This window comes from Paenibacillus taichungensis (assembly GCF_013359905.1).
Lineage (GTDB): Bacteria > Bacillota > Bacilli > Paenibacillales > Paenibacillaceae > Paenibacillus > Paenibacillus taichungensis.
This window is the reverse complement of the sequence record NZ_JABMCC010000118.1, coordinates 16,082-38,714: the sequence shown is the minus strand read 5'-3', so window position 1 is coordinate 38,714 and position 22,633 is coordinate 16,082. Positions and strand designations below refer to the sequence as shown.

The following is a 22,633-nucleotide window of genomic DNA, read 5'->3' as shown; positions in this document are numbered from 1 at the left end:
GGAGGACTACTACACAATGGCAAACTTTAAATATGTAGAGACAATCACCACTTCCCAGGACTTGTTGACAAAACTGAAGGAGGAAGTTACGGGCTTTAAGAGCTTCCCTTTTGAGTCAACTGCGAGTGAGACCCAAGAACAAAATCTGTGGGAAGTATTCTATGAGGAAAAGGACAGCAACGATCGCGTTCAGGAACTCATCCTTCGTGGAGTTATGACGATCGGAACTCAAGCAAGTCCAATCACCAAAAAATTCTATGTTAGCTTCATCAATCATGCTTTGGTACCACGAGTCGTTGCACCTGTTCCGGCTTATGAAGAGCATAGTACGCTAACTGTACAGTTGCTTGAAGGACTCGAGGGAAGTGAGCCAACTACATTACCAGTTACAACCCGACCTACCTTCAAGCTGACAGGTCATCCAGTACTTTATCAATGGGCATTGGAGAACTATACACCAACGGATCGAAATAAAGAGAAACCCGTATATATGTATGTCAATGTCATGAACAACCGTTTGGCAATGGTGCTTGTTGCAGACCCTGCGGTGAACTTCCTTGATTACAAAAAATCCTTCTTGTATGCAGGTGCCTTGAAACCGTTCAAGTACAACCTGAATGATGTAGATGGTAACGTGATGCTGACAGCCGGTGCCGTAATTGAGGAACCCGATATTTCTCAGATTGCCAAAACAGGAACATACTATTATGGTCAATATACTTCTGCAGGTAACAACACACTTCAGATGCTGAAAACCAAATCAGGTATTGAATTCCAGCAGCATTACCCTTCCTTTATTACACAAGCTCCACCAAAAGGTAAAGCTTATCTTGATCCGGAATTGGGGGATACAGGTCTGGAATTGGAGCCACAAGGCTTCCAGGCATCGAAGTGGACTTCCAAATATCACTTGTCTCCAATCTATGTGGTTCACCCTTATGAGGGCTACCGCGGTCAATTCGATAACTGCATCGCAGTGACGAAGCATAATATCCTTCACCTCGATGAGTTGATCATTGATGTGGAAGGTAAGTCTTGGAACCAAGAAGTGTATCGTTACTTCGATACAGATACGGCACAGAACTTTATGAATCTTTCTGCCAACCAACGCATGGGTGTGGCCATTCTGAAGGAAGTCCGCTACTTGTAAGTTGAACTGAATGAAAGCTGAATCGTATAGATTCAGTGAGAGGGAACTTTCTGAGACTCCACTCAGGGGTTCCCTTTTTTTCATTGGAAGGGGGCAGTGACGTGAGTCAAGTAGTTAACCAGTACGATTTTACCGTAATAGATTATACGACAACTCAGTACGGCTACCTGTTCACTGTTGGAACTACAGGAAGCAGGCCTGAGGATTATCGATTTATATATATGCCTTACAGCCGTTATCCAAGTGTCCTTATGCTTGATTTCTATATGGCAAGATCGATTTCTCACGGGTTCAATCATCAACTTGTGGAAGCAATTCGCAAGGATCTTGAAGGAGAAGAACGGTTTATTGTTCTGGGTGATGCCAAACAGGGTAAAGAAGGCATTCTACCTAGCTCCTTTGAAGGATCGGGCTCGACCACTAAGCAAGGACAAGTTATGGATTTTTCGTTTGAGATGGAGAGATCTGCGTTAATTGAAGCTTTGGAGATGGATTATCGGCAAGAGGGTCACAGACTAAATGATGAAAAAGCATCAGCCGTCGATGGAGACATGACAGAAGGCTGGCGGGTGGATAACGACAAAGAGCTGAAGATTGTGCGAAATTTGGGTCTTACCCGTAACTTTGTAAAGAATTTGGACAAGCTAGAGCCCGGCAAAATCAGTTTCAGGGTGAGTGAGTTTGGGATGATTGCGGACTATGCAGATAGCGCAGAGGAAGACAGTCAATCCGAATTGGTGATTAAGGAATTAGTGCACTCCCTCAGAAATGATAAACCGGATATGGATGTGGCAGAGGTTTTCGAGGAAGTGAAGAAGATTATCGGACGATCAACGGAGAACAATTTTCTGTTGCAAGCACTGCAAGATAATCTTAGGACTACAGTACTCGGGGAAAGTATTCAGTCTCAGAAGGTAAGCAGACAAGATGTAGAACTGCTGTATCAGGACCTGCTCGGGTCAAGGGAGAGCGATAAGGAGACATACACCGAGGAAGCTACCATTATCGAAGCGAGGATTTACAATGACCAGCAGTTATCTATTTTTTCAGAAATGTCTACAGCTTTTATTCGCCGATTTCAGGAAATAAAGTATATGCATATTGATCGGACGAGCTCTCAAGGTACAAGAGTGTATAACACTTCCCAACTGGCTCTCATGCGAACGCTGGGTGGTGCTATACGAGAGACTACATTTAGTGGTATGACAACGGGGAAAATTGCTCAAGCATTCAGGGACATTGAAGAGAGTATGTTCCTGTCACAATTGAATCAAGCTACTCGTGACATTGAGTATGAGATGATGACTCATGAGAATGTACTTGCCAAACTGAAGGAGCGTCAGTACCCCACAGTTCTCCATACGGATATAAGAGGTGTACGCCAAGTCGATAAGAGACTGCACCTTCAAGATGATCTTGTTCAAAGCAGCCGTGATCGATATCGATCCGAGCTAGTACTTCGTCCAAGTGAGATTCTCTGGCATCCGATGCAAGCTCACAGAATTATAGACAAACATCCTTCAACTATAGAATCGGACATTATTTTAGCCAAAAGGGATATAGAGTCAATTACCGATGTGGAAAGGCATTTTCCATGGGCTGTTCGAGATCATGTTGAAGAGATGAACATCATGAATGATCTGACTACGGCTCAGAGAGTTTATCTGGAGAGAATGTATATTGAATATGAGCGTCCTGAGGCTCGACGGATTTATGTGGTGCAAAGTACTGTTGATCGTGATGCTGACCAGGCTTACCGCGAAAGTACAGAATATGGTTTCGTTTTCAGAGATCTGCAAGAAAGCAGACGGATCAGCAAAATCCCAGGGTATGTAGAAAGGGAAAGTAAAATAGGTAAACGAGTATCCGTAGAGGCTCTTGAATTACTTAGCCATCTTTCTCTAGGTGAGAGGCAGAGTAAGTTCGAAACCTATATTGAGGAAAGATTTCATACTGCAAAATTAGAAAACAGGAAACTTTTCATTCCCAACATTGAGGAAAGTGCAGATAGAAAAAAATCCTTTAATGGCTATACGACAGAATTAACAACGGTAGAGAGAGCGCTGGCCCATGATTTATGGTTACCTGAGTTTGAGGAGCATCTGGCTGAGAAAGAAATGATACGTCCTTCCCTGCTCGAAAATTTAAAAACGTTTGAAAAGAACGGTAATCAGAAGCAATTGCATCTAACAGATAAACCACTTGTATCGCACCGAAATCGTAAGAAGATGGATATGGATTCCATTCTTCGGTCTATTCGAGATATAGGTCGTCCGACTATGATTCGAGACGAACTCTTGGACAAATTGGTTGGTGGAGGCTGGTTGGGGAATAAAGCGTACCCTGGATATCTGGACGAGGAATTCATTGTTGGGGAGATCTTGCAGAACAGTCCTGCTGTCATTCTGGAAATGATGATGGAGGCTGTGAATGATGATCGTGCTTCTAATTACTTTGACGAAAACTTCCTGGTTGGGGTGAGGGAACGGGTAGACGCGTTAATCGACTGTGGGATCTTAACAGCTGACAAAGAAGGATCAAGGTCAGGTATTATTTCCTTTAATTTCGAAGGTGCGAAGAACTCTCAGATTGGTGTTATTGGGACGGAACTTGCAGAAGCATCGAAACATTTGGGTGAAACAATACTTGAAGATGAATCCATATCGGCTGAAATGAACAGACGTAGGTCCACTTTAGAGGCAGACGGTTTCGAGGGAGTAAAGGTGAAGGAGAATCTGCATGGCGAAATTACGGAAGTAATTTATGGGGCAGATTTTAATACAAGGCCGGCTATGATTGAGGCGGAAGATCCATTAGGCTACTTGACTCCAGGCGGAGGATTATTTCCAGACGACCCGGCGTATCAGGGTAGTGAGGTTGAACGTAAAGGACAAGCCTCTGTCGAGTATACGACGGGAGCGAAATTTGAACGTGATGGAGCTGTTCTCGATCATGGTAGCATGGGTTCCAGCGGGAATCGTGAAAGTGTACTTCATACTGAATTCAATATGGGGGGGGCTTCCCGCGACCGCTATGGAACCATCAATGAAGAATACACATTGGGTGGCACGAATTTGCGCCAGATGCTTTTGAATACAGAATATCTTATTGGAATGCCAAAGCTTCGTGAGGGATATTCGAAAGATCATGAGGCTATGGGAACAAGCCCAACAAGAGAGGCTCTATTTACTGATGAGTACTCCATAGGTACATCCAAAATTAGACAGTTGTATTTCAATGAGAGTTATTCTATTGGAATGATTGAACCACGTCAAGCTGCTATTGATATAGATTACTCTCTGGCTACATTGATATGGAGACCGTCTTTGCTTAGCAAGGATTATTCCATTGGCAGCGTAAAACCTCTAGATGGAGAAGCAGAGATTAGAAATACATTCGGTTCCTCGTGGGCAAGGGAAATTGCGATGGATATGGAGTTTAATGCAGGAATGCGCCAAACTTGGGAATCCACTTTGGAAAGCGTCGCTCCTATTGGGAACCGGGGAGATCATTATGGTTTGGTGCAAAATGAGTTATTTCTGGCATTTACAGAAATGAAACCAGCTGACCATGATGATATCCTATTGGCTGATTCAATCACACGCAAGGGCCAATTGAACGTTGAAATCATTTCGGATAACATGAACAGATTGTCCTTCATGCTTGAAGAGAACTATTCCACAAGAATTATGAAAGAAGCATCAATCCATGAGGTTGAGAGTGAAGTGGTCAAATTACGCTTCAGCCAGTTGGTTGATGAGAGTATGTATGGTGGCAAAGGTATTAGGGATACGGACTTTATTGAACTGAATTATGAATCGATAAAGGGCAAAAAGGATTTGACACTGGAAGATATCTTGGTAATAGGATCGAAGGGTACACGTATAGCCTTAATTGAGGAGTCCCTACTTTCCATTCATCTGTATAGAGATGCTATAAATTTCGATAATGATGTTGTTTTTGCCTACAAAAATACTCAGGATTCTTACCTTAATGAGACAACAGAGAGCGTTAAAGAAAAGATTGCTAATCTTGAAGAACAACTGGTAGCGGACAAACCGCAATATGGTTATCTTGATCCTGTATTGCCACTGGGCGGTACAAATCTGAAGTATGGTGATGTCCCGGTGGAATCCGTGGGGGGCACGGGACTTAGCTATGGAGATATACCTATAGAAATAGTTGGCGGAACGAATTTGAAATACGGAGATGTTCCGGTTGAGATTGTAGGTGGGACAAACCTGAAGTATGGAGCGATTGAGAATTTGCTCTCAGCAGATAAGCCCCAGTATGGCAATATGGAAGAGAATCTGCTCGCTGACAAACCGCAATATGGACATTTGGAAGAAAATATTTTCGGAATGAAAAATGTTAAAGATTCATTTCTTCATTCACAGCTTCTCGGCTTGAAGAACGGTAAAGAAACTGACTTGATCCAAACTATTGATTTAAATAAGGAGGGTAGATCAGCATTCCAGCATGACAACCTTTTCGGGAGGAAAGGTGAACGATGGGCACATAGCCATGAGACGGTTGATGATGTAAAGAAACTGCGAAATGGATCGCTGGATCAGGACATGTTTTACGGAAACAAAGAGCTAAGAGAATCTATTATGGAGATGGAACTTGTTGGATTCCAATATAAGCAGCTGGACCTCTTCCAAACCGAATATGCTTATCTGAAAACGAGAGATGGTCACATTGAGGAGGATTCGTTCCTTAGCTCCAGAATTTCTTATGAGGCTTATAACCATCAATTGGATTCTGGGATGAGCCTGTTAAGAAGCACGACTCTCGATTGGGAGCAGGTCACAGCAGGGAAAGTCGATCGACATGGTCATTCACATGAGATGGAAAGTGGAGCTACAGATCAACGAGCCGGAGATCATTTCGACGGAATTTATGGGACGACACTTCAAAGGTTTGCTTTCTCAGATGATGAGGTAAGCTATGGACATAGTTCTCCATATACAAGCTACATTGTTAATGATGGCGAGACTTTTGGCAGCAAGTTGATAGACCCAGCTTATCTGAGTAAGAATAATTTTGAAGGGATAACTGAGGAACGTGAAACTAGAATAGAGAGAGATTTACCGACAGGAATAGCCAATGCCAGACTGTCTGAAATTGAGGATCCTGATCGGCTCATGGCTTCATTTGAGGAACGTTGTTCTCAAGTCATCACAGGTTTTATTTTCGCTGAAAGGCCTGAGAAGAGAGCAGAATATTTGGAACAGTTACACGCGTTTCTTCCTGAGAGAACGACTCATCTAATGGAGATATATCATGAAGCCAAGATGGAACCGCGTGATAGCTTCACACTGACTGATCATCCGGTGGCGCACCGTGAATCTACTGATGCTTACATACCGATGATGGATACGATGGCACAGGGTCTTATATTCGATTACTCAGATGATTTGCTGGATAGGGGGATGGATCCTGAAGATTGGGAGGGAGGCTTGGGCGTTCCAGAGGACTATGATCCGAATGATCCGTTCAATGTATACTATCCTTACTCCAAGGATATGGATGCGCTGGAGCTATCCCAGTCTGATGACTGGAATAAATTCGGTAAGGGCGATTGGGATCGGGACCGATTGATTGGGAAGTTTTATTCCAAAGAGGATACGAAGGACATCAGTGGATGGTATCGTAATAATTTTCTGGCAGAGACCTACAAGTTCTCCGTTGACTTCAAGGTTGATACGGACACGGATGGTGACGGTGCCGGAATTATATTCAAATACTTTGATGAAAATAATTATTGGATGTTTATGGTTCACGGAGGAGACAGTGATAACAGCCTGGATATGAGGACACCGATGCAATTATATAAAATCGTTGCTGGCAATCCAACTGCAGTAGGTTCTCCGATGCAACCGTTTAAGTGGGAGAAGAATAAATGGTATACATTGTCCGTATCAGTCATGGAAAACAAGCTCCAGATCTACACGGATTCGAAATTACAATATGATCTTACGGGCACCGATTAACTCGGTGCTCTTTTTGTCGTATAGAGAGATTGGGAGGTGATTGGTATGGGTCATACATTTGGTTTGTTCTCCAAGTCACAGAAAGGTGTATTGTTCGCGAATATGAGGGCGAAGATTGCGGACGAAAGTTACGACAACCCTAATAACCCTGCATATTTACCGCAGAGTCCCAATGCACCAAGGAGCGAAACCGATCGGCATGGTGAAGAAAATAACCCTATTCTGGGTGATCCAGGTTACGGTCAAATAGGACGATGGCAGACGGTTCAATTGGATGCGCTGGAGAACAGTATTGATCAAATCATTGAGCAATACCTGAGAGATAAGTCATGGTATGCGAGTGTGCGATGTCGCGAAGCGTTATGGAATATGTACCGCAGGATTGAATGGTGGGTGGAACAGCAGCAGCCTCCAGACAAAACACAATATCAGCGGGTACTGCAAATGATTAAAGATTGTATTCACAAGATTCTTGAAAATGCTCAGAAGCCTGGAGGCAGCCATCATGGTGTGTCATTACCAGTCTGTCCGGCACCCTACTACCATCATTTTAGTGGGAATTACTTCAATCATTTTGATGCCACCGTATATGAGATACCGCTCTTTTCGATGAAAAAAGACGTACCCTTCTCGAACAAATTTCCTGATTTCTTTAGATATGTCTCATCGACGGAGGATCAGGAATGGGTAGCTGTCCACTCCGTAGGCCGAAATGAACAATCTGGTTCAGAGATGATCTTGAAACTGGATCTAGGGCTTCTGGAGATTGGAAACTCATCCAAAATCACATTTAACTGGCGTGTGAAGCGTTATGGACAGATCAGGTTCAAGTACCTGGCTAGTGCTAAGCGCGGTAATGGCATGCTGTTCTATATTAATGGGCAGCAAGTCGGAGGCGAATGGAGTGAAAATATCGGATGGCAGGAAGCTGCATTTACACTGCAGCCAGGTCAGATGTACAAGTTTGACTGGCTGATCCGCAAAATGCGACCTGAAGTATGGCAGAACAATGGCATCTATATCAAGGATGTTGAAGTGGTTGAGATTGTGGATACACGCAAGCCGCCTGCGCCGAAGGATTACGATCTGGATGGCGAGGACGTATATGAGTATGGAAACTGGGTTGTAAGATCACCGCAAAGTGTGGCACAAGCACATTTTAAAGGACAGTTCATTACGGATGATTTGCGTAAGAAAACCATGACAATGGACCTGGATAACGAATGTGATGGTACGATTTCATTTGCTTACAAAATGGGTGTGGATGAAGAGCCGTATCCCGATCATGATTATCAATTGTTTTTTGATGATGAATTCGTTCAGCGGACCCAGCGTGGATATGGAGATCATGGTAGCTATGCTCGCTCAGTGCATGGTGTGGAATGGATACTGAATGGGGACTATTCAGAAACAGAGACCAACCAGGCTAAAATCGAATATGAAATTGTTGCAGGGCCGGATACGACGGTGGACTTAAGAGGTGCACTTGAAGTAACTTGTCCCCCGCGAGAGATTGATCATTGGGAGCCGTCTCATCGTGGACAAGGGATTGGGAAATATCAATGGTACATCTCGGGAAATCCAAGTTGGATTGATCAAGGAGATGTATTGCGTCTGGAAGAGCCAAAGGAAGGGGATATGATTGCTCAGACCTCGGTACCTTTACAGGATGAGGGGTGGTTCATATTCAGTTATAAGCACCAGTTACGGCCTACTGAAGCGTTTGAGGTAACTGTAAATGGTATGTCCGTTCATTATACAACGATGAATGGTAACGGCGAACAAGTACGTATTCCTCTGCAAGCTGGAAACAACGTAATCCAATTTCGAATCAGAGATAGTTTAACGGAAGACCCCTTTAAATATAAGTTGGACAAGTTGTTTACTTATGGTAATAACACGGGCAATACATACCGTACAACGTCTCCGCTAGGTTCATATGTTGATGTGAAACGTGGATGGGATGTAACGGATGCTGGTGCAAGGACGGAACAGAGCGGGGATACGATCACGTACAAAGCGGAGTTGAACCCTGGTGCTAAATTTAATATTAAAGAACATATGCGGATTTATCCCGCGATGGACTATAATTATGATCCAGAAACGGGTGCAAATAGAGATAAAATGGTATTTGATGAACTGTTCAATGATGAAGATAAGATTGATTCAAGATTAAGATTTATAGGAAGCTGGGATTGGAAAGAATTGATTCATGGTGATGGCGTGATGTGGGCGCAGGGACATGATCAGGAATTCATCTGCGAACTTGATGCACAACTGGATAAGCCAGGTTACATATTCTGGCAGTATGGTGGCGATTTCGATCCCGGAGAGAAATTGGAGCTTCAGGTAGATGGCGTTTCAGTCTGGACAGGAAATCAATCGAATGGAAACGATGGAACAAACTGCATGTATCCAGTTCCCTCAGGCAGTCACCGTTTTCGCTGGATTTACCGGGATGGTAAGGCATATGTGCCTAGCGACGGTAACCCAGGTGGATCTGGCAGCGGATCTGCAAATCCAGGCGGAAACGGTACCGGAAATGGTCAGTCAAATGGTTCGACTACAAATCCATTTGGAGAATTATGTTTTCCTGGTGGAATGAAAAATCATGAGATTCAGTATGGACAAAGTTCTTATTCAGGACGGTCTGACCAGACGAGTCTGTGGGGATGGAAAAATGAAGGAGCAACTTATGACGGCAGTCATAGACTTCTGGATGAAGGGAAATATATTACCCGGGATTTTTATGCTCCTCACATTGGTAAAATTGATTATGTTGAGACGCTAAAGGTATATCCTATAAAGAAATTAAACAACACGGGTTTACGACCCATTCGAACTTCGGACATGATGAGACAATATTATGCCGAACCAGGTACCATTTATCAAAATAAAGAAAACAATTATTACGGATTAAATGTGAAAAGTCTATCTCCTGGGGAACCGAAAACGGAGTTTGATAGTCCACATACCAAAATGATTTTTCAACGATTTTACTGTGAAGGCGAGTTTAGCATTGATTTTAGATATATTTGTTATCTGAGAGATAAGGATCAACAAAAAGCGAGATTTAGGGTGTATTTTTATCCTGAATCTGGTACGAAACGAATAATATTAAACGAAATTAATAACAGAGGGAAAAATAACGGGAAAGTGAATTACAAGAATATAAGTGCTACTGACTGGAATACAGCAGCGACCTTTTCTGAAACAGTTACTAATTTGAAAGCAGGATATTACTATATCTGCATTGGCATTACGGATACTTTTGGTGACAGTGATCAAGATAAAGATGGTTTTCTCTACCATGCTTCTATTAAGAATCTATCCATTAAAACAAAAGACTCTGCTGGATTGAACGGCGGCAATCTGGTTTATCCTAACAGAACGGATAGTGAGACGTATGTATTGGTTGATTTGATCGATAAAACTGCAGGTTCAACGCTTTACTCCTATCGTTACCCTGCAAGTAATGGACAGATACAGACATACAATATGGATTTTACTCCTTATACAATACCTGGTAAGGCATACACAGTTCAATACAGTTTGCATAAAGCATCAGGTACAGCTGGCGGTAGTGGCTTGGATGCTGGAGGATTTACACTTAGTGGAGGACGTTTTAGAGAAACTTGGAATGCGTACTGTACAGATTCACAGGGGCGTTTGTACCTGGAAGGGCAATCACCACATCCTGGGGAGGATACATGGAATCCACCTGGCCCAGGCACGACTGCGCCAGATGGTGGCAGTCATGCCTGGCTCGACGTTATTCGATTGTACGAGAATAGAGATAGGGTTTGTCGAGGAACCAAAATTGTCATTGAAACTTATGAGGACGGTCAACTATTAATTCCACCACGACCAGTGACAAATGAAGATGATCAGATCATCTCCATTGAAGTCGAGAATACCTCAGATCAGAAAAAAAATTACGAGGTTCGCGTTCGATTCGAGCAGGACTGCCCTGGAGATGGCGCCATGATCTGGGGAGGTTCAATGCAAATTGAAGATCGTAGCAAATTAGATCCATCCTGGGCAGAAGTGACCCACTTCGAAGTTTGGAATAACAAACCAATCTGGATGGGCGGCTGCGATAACAGTAATATGCGCGTAAAAATTACACGTGAAGACGGAAAAGTGTTATGGGATGAAAAGTATTACGGGGATGGGTATCAGGGCTTCGAACTGAATGATCTGGCTCCCAAGCCATATAGCAAGTATAAAGTGGAGATTACTACGGATCAAAAAGGGGAAATTAGTGACTGGACAGGAAAACGATACATGACCACCTTCCGGGTGCATGACTTCAAAGCCTACGAAAGATGGGTGTGGGTACCTGAGCCGTTTGATTGTCAGCTCGATTTCTTCATTGACGATGAGCTGATCAAAACATTCACTCAAGAGGGTGGATACTATTCCTTCTCACATCCGGTGCCCAAAGGCAAACATGAGTTCAAATGGGTGTTCACCTCACTTCAGGAAGTAGGTACACGTAGTTACGAATACGCGAACCTGGACTGGATGAAACTGACCAACTGGATCTGTGATGACGTCTATGTCATTCCTTACTGCGAAGGTGGAGGTGGAGACCAGTGTGTAGAAGCACTCATCAAGTGCTTGCTGGAAGTTTGGAAAGCAAGGCCTAAGATGTGTGTGATCGGTAAGCGGATCTGGCTATTCACGTAATGAAAGGAGGATCTTTATGGGTGTTGCAAGATTGATAGAATCAGGCAGGATTTACGAGGAAGACTTCACCAATTCCAACTCCAGCCTTGATTTTAAATGGGAAGTGCTGCCTAACGACCCTGCCCGCTTTGAAGCGGGTAGAGGTAGCTTAGTGCTGAAACATGGCTCCGATCCACTGTATATGTTCTACAAACCTTTAACGGATATCAAGCAATTCGTGATGGATGTGAGGAACAGCTACAACCCGGATACGGAGGGGTGTTATGGAGGCGTTATTGTTTTTGTGGACGAGCATAATTTCATGGAGATTGAAGAGTTTCTAGATATGTCTCTGCCAACCCCTTTGTTGAAAACCTATCCTTGGATTCGGTTAGTACGAGACTACAACTATTATACGGCATATTGGTCAGATGATGGCTTGCTGTGGAACATTATAGGTTCCGTTGAATTGGCGGGAGCGCCCAAGATTGGTCTCTATTTAAAAGGGGATGGAGATCATCCAATGCAAGTTCAGTATATTCGAATCAACAAGGGGACGTCTGTTGCCGTAGATAATCTGACCAAAGGAACTGTGGTAGATCTGATTGACAAGAATGGGATTGTGCTCGAATCAAGAGTATGTCGGTCCGAGGAAACGGTTGTGCATTTTGATATGGGGCAATATTCGTATCCTTTTGAGGGGAATTTTGGGGTTAAGCTTCCCGATGGTAATCGTTTTCAGGCCATGGATTCCATAAAGCTCTTTCGAGGTGACCAAATGTATTTCGAGGTTACTCCAGATTTATATTATAAAGAGTCAAATCCTGAAACCGGGGAAGATTTCGATGTCCTCCTTTACCCAAATACGGATCGTTTCCTTGGTTATTTAACAGCAGGTGGTTCTGCAACTCAAGAAGTTCGAATGTTCGCCAAAAATCCCATGTTGTCAGGAGAATTTAAGGATGTAACCTTTGCGCTTACAACAGGCACGGAAAAAGTACAAATTGCGCCTGACGTTGGAGGTATCCCGGGTGCTTTCAGTTACTCAAACACGGCCTTTAGCATTTCGCCGGGAGCCTACTATCCATTTTGGCTGCGAATGGAAAGGGAAGAATCACAAGACAGATATGCCTCCCAAGTTAAATTTTCTCTCCAAATGTATTCGACATACATCTAGCTTAATTTTAATGGAACCATTACGTATAGATTATGTAAGGCAAGAATGGAGGTGGTCAAATGTCAGTAAGAATTAACCAGTCTCATACATCATCCGCCAGGAGTCATAAGGAACTAAGTGATATCGGGGTTAGAACGCATACTGAGATTGATTCCTATCTTGCAGAATTGGATGACGCCAGAGGTTCTGAGGTTAGTCTGGGTGATCGAATTACCCTAGTAGAAGAATCTGCAAAGGTTAGTCGTGATAAGGTAAATGATCATGAGCAGAGACTAGGCGCTGTGGAGACTACAGTTACTTCGAACAACTCACGACTTGATGATGTTCAGCAGGATATTCTGACGGTAAGAGCAGATGTCAACGTCCTTTCGAAGAATCAGGATGATCATGAGAAAAGATTAAGTTTGGCAGAGATAGAAATTAAGGAAGCACGTGGAGAAGAGGTATCGATAAATCAACGGTTTGATACTTTGGAGAAGGTCATTGAGGTTGTATCTAAGCAGCCCATTCAGGATTTCGCCATTACGAACCCCACATATCTGAGTATGTATAACAGTGTTCAAGTTACGATTAATGCCGGGAGAGCGAGTATCAACAAGGTTATTGTAGATCAATTTTCCCAAACATTTAGCATTCCGGACATCACAGCAAATACATCTTATTATATTTTTCTGCATGAGGATGGCAGGTACGCCTATAGTATAAAAAAGGAGGAACCGCAAGATGCTATAATTATTGGTGGACTTGATGTTGGGGTATCACCAACGACTTCACTCACGGCTATGGATTTTAGATATTTCTTAACTAAGGGCTCTATCGAAAATGACATGTCTGCACTAGGAGAACGCGTATCTAGTCTGGAAACAACTGTTGGCATGCATACCACAACGATCGTTACACATGATGCAGAGATCAAAGCCATGCAAACCGAATTGGAGACCACTTCAAAAGAGGTTGTTGTTTCACGGGAAGATAAAAATGGAGTCGTCTATGATGCTCTTAAAGACAGACTCGATAACATGCAGAGCCGACTTGAATTAGCTGAAAGCCGAGGTACCATGGAACATCAATCGGTATTTCACTTCACTTCGTCTCCTAACAGTAGATTGTCGATTACCAGGGATTTTCAGGTACCTCGATACGTGATTGGTTCAAATTCCGCAGAGGTATTTCTGGACGGAATACGCATGGATGTAGGGGACGATTACATTGAATATAGCGATACGCTTATTCGGTTTAGATTTGATGTGCCTAAGGAAGCTAGAGTAACTGTCATTGGCCGAGGGTCTATCATTAACACGACTTCGGTAACGGATTATACCTACTATCCCGATGGAAAAGTACATAGAGAAAAGATTAATGGAGGAATTAATCGCACGATTGAGTACTTCTATAGCATGGATGGAAACCTCGAACGACAAGAGATTACTGAAAGTAGCGGACAGATCAAGTCCATTGAGTATCAGCGAGATCTTACAGGTAAGGTAATGAGGGAAATTAACAATGGAGCTGAGTATTACGTGCTTCAAGGGGGAGATACCTTCGATGATACGGACATCCGCAGAAGAATTGATTTTCTTGAAGGATCTGCTCTGGAACTAGATGTCGTATATAACTATTATTCAAATGGTGACATCGAGTCCGAGGAAGTGTTCTCTGTGAACGTGACACCGCAGCTTTTGAAAAGAACATCATTTACCTACAATACGGACGGTACGGTGAAGACCGAAACCTTGATTTATGACGGCCGAGGAGTTCAGAAAGCGTTTGAATATGACGCTATCGGTAATATCAAACAAGTAAAAATCAGAAAGGTTGTGATTTGAAGTGACGAGGACTGTACAGGATGTCAAATTTGCACTCCATACCATTATGGATAAGTTAGTGGGTAATCATTCGGAGCCGTTCAATACAGAGGAAATTGAAGTACTGATTTTTGCTTTTGAAAGCCATATTCTGTTTGATAATGTAGCACATAAGTTTTTGTCTTCGCTTAAAGGAATAGTTGAAATTTCAGATTTAAATTCAAATAAGAATAATGAAGAGCACCAATCACCAGAAAGTAGAGATTTTTTATTTCTTCAAGAAAGAAGCACGATGGTTAAAACGCTTCTTCTAACTGTTATTAAAGAGAGCATTCTTCGAGAAATGAGTATTCGATTCGGTAGTTAAGGGGGGGAAATCATGGCTGAAAATATATTACTCGGACCATTACGAAGATATGAATTCTATTCTTACTGTAACAACTTTATTTCTGAGCTACACAAGACAGTAACTCAAGATTTGTATGGAGATATTCATTGGGAGTGGTCATATTATAACAATAATGAGTATGCTGTACCTAAAAGTTGGAATTCTACGGGGCGGACTTCTACTAATCAGGGGACAATTACCGCGCAGAATGTAAAAGACCCAAGTATGTTCTTTACAATTAGCATGAATTTCTCGCGTTTCTACACGAATTACGATTATGTAGATTACAGCAGAAGTTATGTTTGGCGAGTAGGTTTACGAAACAATGGGACTGAAATCAAGCCAGACTTATATACAGATGTTGGTCACATGACAGAGATACCTTTGAATACTTGTATTCTGGATGGAGGAACTCGTAGTCACAATGCAGTTAACACTTATTATAAGTGGAATTTGTTCATCACGGAGCAGTATATTTTCCTCTATGGAGAACCTCAAGGAGGAAATCAGGCATATCCAGTAAGACTATACATGGGAAGATTAATGGCTCTTGAGAATGAAGATCCACTTATTGCAAATGACTTTGTTGGAGTTTTTAGTCACTATCCTCTCGGCCTGAATAATGATGATGATGAGCTCATGTATAGGGCAGGACGAGGTTATGTGCGTTCTTCACGAAATGGTAAGCCTAACTCTTTATACCATTTCGCTACAAGTTCTCAGGTTCCGTCACCTGGAGTAGGGGGAAGATTTTTTATTTCTCCATTTTATGTTTGGCATGATATAGAAGGTGTAAGAGGCGAGTTTTATGGAGTGAAGACAGCAGTTCTTAGAGATTCAAGTATGTATCCAGATGGTTCGATTCTCGATCTCGGAGATGAAAGGTATTATGTCTTTCATACCTTGTCTCAGCAGAATCCACCAACATATCAAGGTTGGGCCTCTACAGCAGGTGGATTTTTCTCAGGCCAACCCTACTTCTTCGATTCTCCTTTACTCCTCGGTGGCGGACAGCGAGTGCTGTTGTTCGAGATTGAAAAGGAGGTGTAATATATGACAATGATACGCAGACACGAGTTTACCAGTACCTTGAATGTATTTGCTTCAACACTTGTTAGCACGTTAAAAGATGCACTCGACCCCTATTGGGATACGATATATACGGCCGAAACGACCTATGCCAACTGGGGAAATGCGCTGCTTACTAATAAAAAAAATACATCCATGCGTTTTACGATGTGTGTATGGGCGCACGCCAGAGGAGTCAATATTCGTTGGGGACTGAAGAATCTTGGAAGCAACATAGCATCGCCAGATCTATTCGTAAATCCACCATTAGACACAGATAAATTCATGTTGGAAACTCCCTTTTTGTGTCATAACGGACAGTATAATGTGAATTATAAGTGGTCTGTGATTACGAATGAAGATATCTTGTTCATCCACGGGGAGAGTCTAAACTACCCGGAACGAGCCTACCCAGTACGGATATTTCTAGGTAAATGCCAGTCATTAGAGCAAGAAGATCCGGCAATCGCGAATAAGTTCTATGGTATATTCCCACATATGCCTTTCAATACTTCGGATAACAACACGTCAGATCAATACGACACCCCAAGGGGGGTTGTAATGACTTCCCGGAATGGAGCAGAATATGCGCTATACAACTTTGGAACGGAGTCCATTCCTTCTCCAGGTGTAGGCTCAAGATACTATGTTACTCCATTCATGGTTTACCACCCATTGGAAGGAGCGCGGGGCGAATTTAAAGGCATGCGGTCCATTGTTTTCAAAAACAGTGCGCAGCACCCGGACGGATCGATACTCGACCTTGGTAATGACGGTAAGTATTATGTGTTTCATGTCGTGGATCAAGATTATCCCAATACGGATTATGGACGGTATTACTACAATACGAATCAGGTTGCTGTGTATGGCAGGCCTAAGTTTTTTCACGGTGCCAGACTGCTTGGTGGCGGGCAAAGGGCTTTACTTTTCCAAATCTAGGAGGTGTTTATGAAGTATGGCCAATTTCTCAGGTAGAGTTAAAATGAATGAATTATTCGCAAATATGGTACAGGGGTTTAAAACGATTGCGGGTTCGCCCTGGTCGATCTTTTATGAAACAGCCAGTGTGATCGTGCTCAAATCAGTTGGTACTACAGGTACAGACAAGTTATTCTTCCGACTCGAGGTTGGAAATACAAAGGGAACTACGGGGAACAAACTCTCAGTGAGCGTGTGCGAAGATGTTATGGCAACAGACGGCAGCATCCCGGTGGGTAGAACTGAAGTGAAAAAGGACTTTCTATGTCATACCAGTATTGTGGACACGAATCTATTGATTGATTATCAGGTTTCCGTCCAAGCGAACCGAATCATTATTTATTTGCAGGGTGATGTGAACTCGGTTACAGGCATCTCTAATCTAGGTTACTTCGGAATTTTGAACAGGTATGCCACAGAGGCGGATTCCTCAAGTTTGGGTGTCGGCCTCAGTTACAACGGGGATAACGGCATCCGAACGTTAAGGGATAAAGATAAACAGATGGTCAACAACATCTATGATGCTTATTCTGCAATGCTTCCGGTTAATCCAGGTTGGGGTTCTCTTTATCATCTTGCCCCGGTTATTATGTGCAATGGTGTGGAAGGACCAAGAGGTGAACTTATTGATATTTATGCAGTACCTTCTGCCGGTGTTTCCCATGGAGATGAGATCAAAGTAGGTACCAAAACATATAAGGTGTACTCGTTGTCCATCGGTGGACAGAGCTTCTTATCAGGCGCTACGGTTGCTGTCCTGATGAATTAAGGTGGTGAGTGGACATGACAGTGCATCAAGGAAACGTTGTAGGAACCGCCACGAGCGGTTCTCTTTTTACCCAAAGTAAGGCGGGAGTCCCTCATCGTGTTGGATACGATCTCAATGCTGTTCCGTTAACCTTTGAAGGCAAGGAAATGATCTATTCGCTAGGAGCACTATCTACTACGGCTGAATTAATTGACATCTATCGTTGGGGAACGTGGAGGCTGCTGGACAGCCATGGTGATGATCTGATCGGATACGTTACGGACAAGTATATTTACGGAGCAAGAACGAGGATTGGAATTCCTTACGAAAAAAATATGATCCTTAAGCACAAGTTCTTGACTCAATCTAGTGGAGTAGGCTTAATCCGAGAAACCATCAGAGGACTGAAAGTGAAGCAGAATTATACAGGTCTCGATTGGTGTATCAAGGTCAAAATTCCTGTTAACCAGTCCGGTTTGGTAGGGAAAACGTGGGGAGATTGGTCTTACAGTGGAAGTGGCAATACGTCAGGTGCTTACCTGCGTCCACGGAGATATCCTGATACACATATTCCTAGAAGGAGGGAAAAGCCTTGAATCGAACATGGAAACTGATGGAGGAGATGAGAAAAGTGATGTTGCCAGTTTCATTTGCCCGAAGAGTAGAGTATGTTGGCGTTGGGGCAATGGCGTTGATCGATATTCCGATGGAGCATCCTCGATTCATGATTAAAACGATCAGGGTCATTCCGTCCAGAGAAACGAATGTGGAAGTTCATGTACTGAATAGCGCAGGCCCTCATCCGGAGGTTCTGTATTTCAACAATGCCCAATACTCGACGGGAAATTTTATGGAAGGCATTTACGATATGATCGATTTGCCTTATGAGGACATCGATGGGACTTCCACACTTCACTTGTCGTTGAAAAATTTAGGAACAGATATGGCCAACTTCGATATAGAGGTCGTTGGTTTGACTACAAGGTAGGAGGGATACCATGGATATTGTTTCATTCAGCAAAGCTGCCAAGGTAGAACGTGAAGTCAAACAAGCCAGAGATTCCTTTGCCACGCTTGATGGAAGACTGGACGCAGTGTCCACTGGCAATGTCGTTTCGGTGAGACTAAAAACGGAGCTGCCGACCATAGGTGAAGCAGGAAGATTATATCTGGTACGCCAGGACTCAAGCAATCAGAACACCTCAACGACGTATACATACAGCGGTGGAGAATATGTGAAGGTTGGCGGTGACCGCGTTTCTAATCATACCGATAACGGAGCCGTGAATATCAATGGTACCAAAACGTTGATTTACTCCCACCCCGACACACACAGTGCGGACATTATAATAGATGGAAGTACTAAAGTGGTTATGACCTCACAAGAGCGTGAAAAGCTACTCAATATCGAGAATGAAGCGAATCATTATATCCATCCGGATACACATAGTGCAGATATGATTATAGATGGTGCAACCCGTGTGAGTATGACTTTGTCCGAGCGCAAGCGCCTGAGTGTGACGGACCCTTGGGATGCAATCAGCGATTTGGTGGATTATACAGACGTAGTTACATATTTTGCTTTTGATATGCAAGGCCGGGTCATTCGACAAGTCGTCACAGACAATTACATGGAGCAGGTCGTCACAGAGCCATTGCTGACCATGCCGATTTCGACAGATGGATATGGGCAAAATGATTCGTTTTTGGTGATATCTGTTGGTGAAGTTCATCGGTTGGACGGACAAGAATTCGTGCAGCTCCCGACCTTGGTCGATGTAATATATCAATATGATGATGAAGGAAGACTGGATTCAAAGTCCATCACCAGGATGGCAGCAACCCCAATTCAAACCAACTTCAAATACATCTATGACTCTTTGGGCAATCGCATAGCGGTTAAGAAATATTAAGGGATAGCTTATGCTGTCCTTTCTTTGTTTCAAAAAAGAGAAATGCGGCTGCATAGGGTTAACATCCTGACGATTAGGACGTATAGAGAGAATAGTGAAGGTATGAAGGCTAACACTCGAAGTTTATTCTTTATTTCCTAATACGTTAGAACACTAATTTAGCCAGGAGGTATTACTAGATGAATATTGGACTCACCGCTCATTTCTATTTCAAGGGAAGTGGCAAAAAGAAAACAGTGACATGGATTGAGGACAATCCCCGGCTACAACAGAAAGAGAAGGATTCCGATAAGGTTGTACGCGAGATTCCTTTAACTGCCGATGAAGTCAAGCAAGAATACCGAAGACTTTTCACTAAACATAAAAATGAGGGAAAGTCGATTACTTTGGAAGATACAGATGATGTTGTGCATATCATTGATCTCACCGATGTTCGCAATATTGAACTTACTTCAAAGGAGGGAACCATCGATGCTGTACAGACTGACCTTTGCGTTGAATCATGAGGAGATCATCACGATGGAGATGACCACGGAGAAGGACGACCTAGTTGGTGCAACGGAAGAAGCGTTCGATGTAATTGAGAAGGAATATGGTGCCAATGTGGTTTTGAATCTAGTGGCGTTCAGCCTGCTCAAAGTTGACGTGCCTAATGAACAATGAAGTTAAAAATAGATACTAAAACGAAATAGTATAGTTTTAAACGTAATGTGCTGCTTTATTTGCATAATTGTAAGCCATAGTAAAACCAGTGATATACCCCAAGCCTACTTCTGGGGTCTATTCCTTTTTCATGAAAAGATCGTGGGGACTTTAGTCCGTAAACGCATTGAAACTTGTCTTGTATAAAGAGTTTTGATTAAATTAGGTTTGATTATTGTATTCAGGGCAATAGGAGGAAAAAGGATGATTGTAGGGAGGGATGTGAACATTGACATAAAAGACTTGGAAAGAGAACTCGCGAAAATGGCATCAAGAATAAGAAAAGATTTTACTGAACGCGGGCCAGTAGATACCAGAGTCGTCATCATGAATTATTTTATCATCCTTAAGTTTACAGCAAAATTCACCAAACCTGAAGCGTTCATGCTTGAACACATGCAATCGCATTCCAGTCAGATCTTTGCCGAATACAAGCTGAAGCTTGCAGAAATGATGAGAGAAGATTTCAGTCCTGTTTTCTCCTATATTCACCTGGGTTTGAAAATTGAAGATATTGAAACCATGTTCTTTGGCACTGATTTTGCGGAACAGGTAACCGTCTTTAAAATGAACAAGGATGTTGAGGGGCTGCTGAAAAATGATGCAATAAACATGCCTTAAGACCCATGAAAATTCATTTTGTTATTGGATAGGTTCTTCGGAACTAATTTTGATGTTGACAATATCCTACATATTTCCTTATACTACCCTTATGGCGATCAGATAGAATTAATAATCTTGACGAAGCCTGTAATCGTATAAAAGGGCTTCAAGACCATATCTTCGGTAATTGGAACGAAATAGATGTCAGACCAAGACCGACACATTCCACCATTTTGGTATTTTCCTAGTGGTGCGCTCTGTGTTGGTCTTTTTGTTTGCAAAAAAACGGGCTTTACGTTTCGCATTTGGCTTCGTATATAGTGGGTAAATGGTGTACTAAAGAAGCTGATAAAAATATGTTGCGAACATTAGTTCGTATTTGTTATTCTGAATGTAATAGGTTGGAAAAGTATCTCTGATAAATTGTCCCATTGCTGAGCTTTGAAAGTTAGTTTTATATCTTGATGTGGATCGGAAGGGGAGGTGGATCATCTACGCAATTTTTATGTAATGCAAAAGACTTATCTAGCTTTAAGCATTGCCTGAAGAAGAAGTTTTCATATTTACGAAGAAGTGATAACACTACATATTAGATATGGTTTTTTGGACATCGGCAAGCAATATTTGAGGTTTGATTAGGGTTAGGATAGTAGATTGCTGAGTGAGCAAGAATTAATCAAAATTTTAACGATAAAAATGCAAGTTAGAGTTAACAAACAACTAAACAACTAAATAGTTATTGGGGGAAAATGATGATGTCTGCTACAACTGCTTTGGGGTTTGATGATTTATTTGAAATTGGGGATATAGATACGTTTTTGAACAAAGCACAGGAAAAATGTCGCCATAAACTTAGAGGCAAAACGTTTGCAGGGATGGAAAAAGAGGATGTAACGCAGGAGATCATGATTAAGTTGTATAATGCGCTAGACAAGTATGACGCAGAAAAAGCAAAAATGTCGACATTTGTTGATCACCTGATCGAAAATAAAATCAAGGATATGTACCGCAAATGCATGTCTGAGAAAAACCTCAGTGTCGTTAACGCTGTCCAGCTAGTGTGTACTGATCTTGGCGCCAGTGATGAAAGTGATGGAACGGATACAGCGCTATCGCTTGGGCACGCTGGGTTTGCTTTTGAGAATTTTGAATTCGTAACTGACATCATGGAGAATATGAAACTTAATGACCGGGAAAAAGAGATTTTTAAACTTCGAACCTCCGGGTACGAGTTTGTAGAAATTGCAGCAATGTTAGGTGTATCCAAGGCACGCATATCACAGTTATGGAAAGCGATTCGTGAGAAATACGAAGCTCTGTAGTTTTAATAAAGTGGCAATTCATAGCCAAAGTTTGTTGAAGATCGACCAAAACGGTACATAGAACTAAAAGCACCCTTAACGGGGTGCTTTTTTATATCGTATAGAGTAATTA

The 22,633-nt window shown here is 42.5% G+C and carries 16 protein-coding genes; all 16 read left to right on the top strand.

Going from position 1 to position 22,633, the window contains the following annotated elements; genetic code table 11:
- The first annotated feature begins 16 nt into the window (after positions 1–16).
- The 16 genes from HP548_RS23320 to HP548_RS23245 all read left to right on the top strand — a co-directional run bounded on the left by HP548_RS23320 (position 17) and on the right by HP548_RS23245 (position 22,521).
- Positions 17–1,150: a hypothetical protein gene (locus HP548_RS23320; protein ID WP_099858174.1), complete on the top strand. Its 1,134-nt coding sequence runs from the start codon at positions 17–19 to the stop codon at positions 1,148–1,150.
- Between the two features lie 101 nt (positions 1,151–1,251).
- Complete coding sequence (locus HP548_RS23315; RefSeq protein WP_175383033.1) at positions 1,252–7,146, top strand: hypothetical protein; 5,895 nt, start codon at positions 1,252–1,254, stop codon at positions 7,144–7,146.
- Between the two features lie 45 nt (positions 7,147–7,191).
- Positions 7,192–11,838, top strand: a complete 4,647-nt coding sequence (locus HP548_RS23310; RefSeq protein ID WP_175383032.1) for a hypothetical protein — start codon at positions 7,192–7,194, stop codon at positions 11,836–11,838.
- 16 nt (positions 11,839–11,854) lie between these two features.
- Positions 11,855–12,994, top strand: coding sequence for a hypothetical protein (locus tag HP548_RS23305; protein ID WP_175383031.1), 1,140 nt, complete (start codon positions 11,855–11,857; stop codon positions 12,992–12,994).
- A gap of 59 nt (positions 12,995–13,053) precedes the next feature.
- On the top strand, positions 13,054–14,820 hold the full coding sequence (locus HP548_RS23300; RefSeq protein WP_175383030.1) for a hypothetical protein: 1,767 nt from the start codon (positions 13,054–13,056) through the stop codon (positions 14,818–14,820).
- A gap of 46 nt (positions 14,821–14,866) precedes the next feature.
- Complete coding sequence (locus HP548_RS23295; RefSeq protein WP_143806503.1) at positions 14,867–15,166, top strand: hypothetical protein; 300 nt, start codon at positions 14,867–14,869, stop codon at positions 15,164–15,166.
- A 12-nt stretch (positions 15,167–15,178) separates the two neighbouring features.
- Positions 15,179–16,237, top strand: a complete 1,059-nt coding sequence (locus HP548_RS23290; RefSeq protein ID WP_175383029.1) for a hypothetical protein — start codon at positions 15,179–15,181, stop codon at positions 16,235–16,237.
- Between the two features lie 3 nt (positions 16,238–16,240).
- Positions 16,241–17,194 (top strand): hypothetical protein, encoded by a 954-nt coding sequence (locus HP548_RS23285; protein ID WP_175383028.1) that lies wholly within the window; start codon positions 16,241–16,243, stop codon positions 17,192–17,194.
- A gap of 16 nt (positions 17,195–17,210) precedes the next feature.
- Positions 17,211–18,002, top strand: a complete 792-nt coding sequence (locus HP548_RS23280) for a hypothetical protein (RefSeq protein WP_175383027.1) — start codon at positions 17,211–17,213, stop codon at positions 18,000–18,002.
- Positions 18,003–18,016: 14 nt separating this feature from the next.
- Positions 18,017–18,577, top strand: coding sequence for a hypothetical protein (locus HP548_RS23275; protein WP_175383026.1), 561 nt, complete (start codon positions 18,017–18,019; stop codon positions 18,575–18,577).
- Positions 18,574–18,969: a hypothetical protein gene (locus tag HP548_RS23270; RefSeq protein ID WP_175383025.1), complete on the top strand. Its 396-nt coding sequence runs from the start codon at positions 18,574–18,576 to the stop codon at positions 18,967–18,969. Before HP548_RS23275 ends, HP548_RS23270 begins: the two co-directional genes overlap by 4 nt.
- 10 nt (positions 18,970–18,979) lie before the next feature.
- Positions 18,980–19,894, top strand: a complete 915-nt coding sequence (locus HP548_RS23265; protein ID WP_175383024.1) for a hypothetical protein — start codon at positions 18,980–18,982, stop codon at positions 19,892–19,894.
- Positions 19,895–20,073: 179 nt separating this feature from the next.
- Positions 20,074–20,400 carry a hypothetical protein gene (locus HP548_RS23260; RefSeq protein WP_099858162.1) on the top strand — a complete coding sequence of 109 codons (327 nt, stop codon included), beginning with the start codon at positions 20,074–20,076 and terminating at the stop codon, positions 20,398–20,400.
- Positions 20,366–20,557, top strand: coding sequence for a hypothetical protein (locus HP548_RS23255; RefSeq protein WP_072735249.1), 192 nt, complete (start codon positions 20,366–20,368; stop codon positions 20,555–20,557). Before HP548_RS23260 ends, HP548_RS23255 begins: the two co-directional genes overlap by 35 nt.
- 243 nt (positions 20,558–20,800) lie before the next feature.
- Positions 20,801–21,217: a Na-translocating system protein MpsC family protein gene (locus HP548_RS23250; RefSeq protein WP_099858161.1), complete on the top strand. Its 417-nt coding sequence runs from the start codon at positions 20,801–20,803 to the stop codon at positions 21,215–21,217.
- 737 nt (positions 21,218–21,954) lie between these two features.
- Positions 21,955–22,521, top strand: coding sequence for a sigma-70 family RNA polymerase sigma factor (locus HP548_RS23245; protein WP_175383023.1), 567 nt, complete (start codon positions 21,955–21,957; stop codon positions 22,519–22,521).
- Positions 22,522–22,633: the final 112 nt, after the last annotated feature.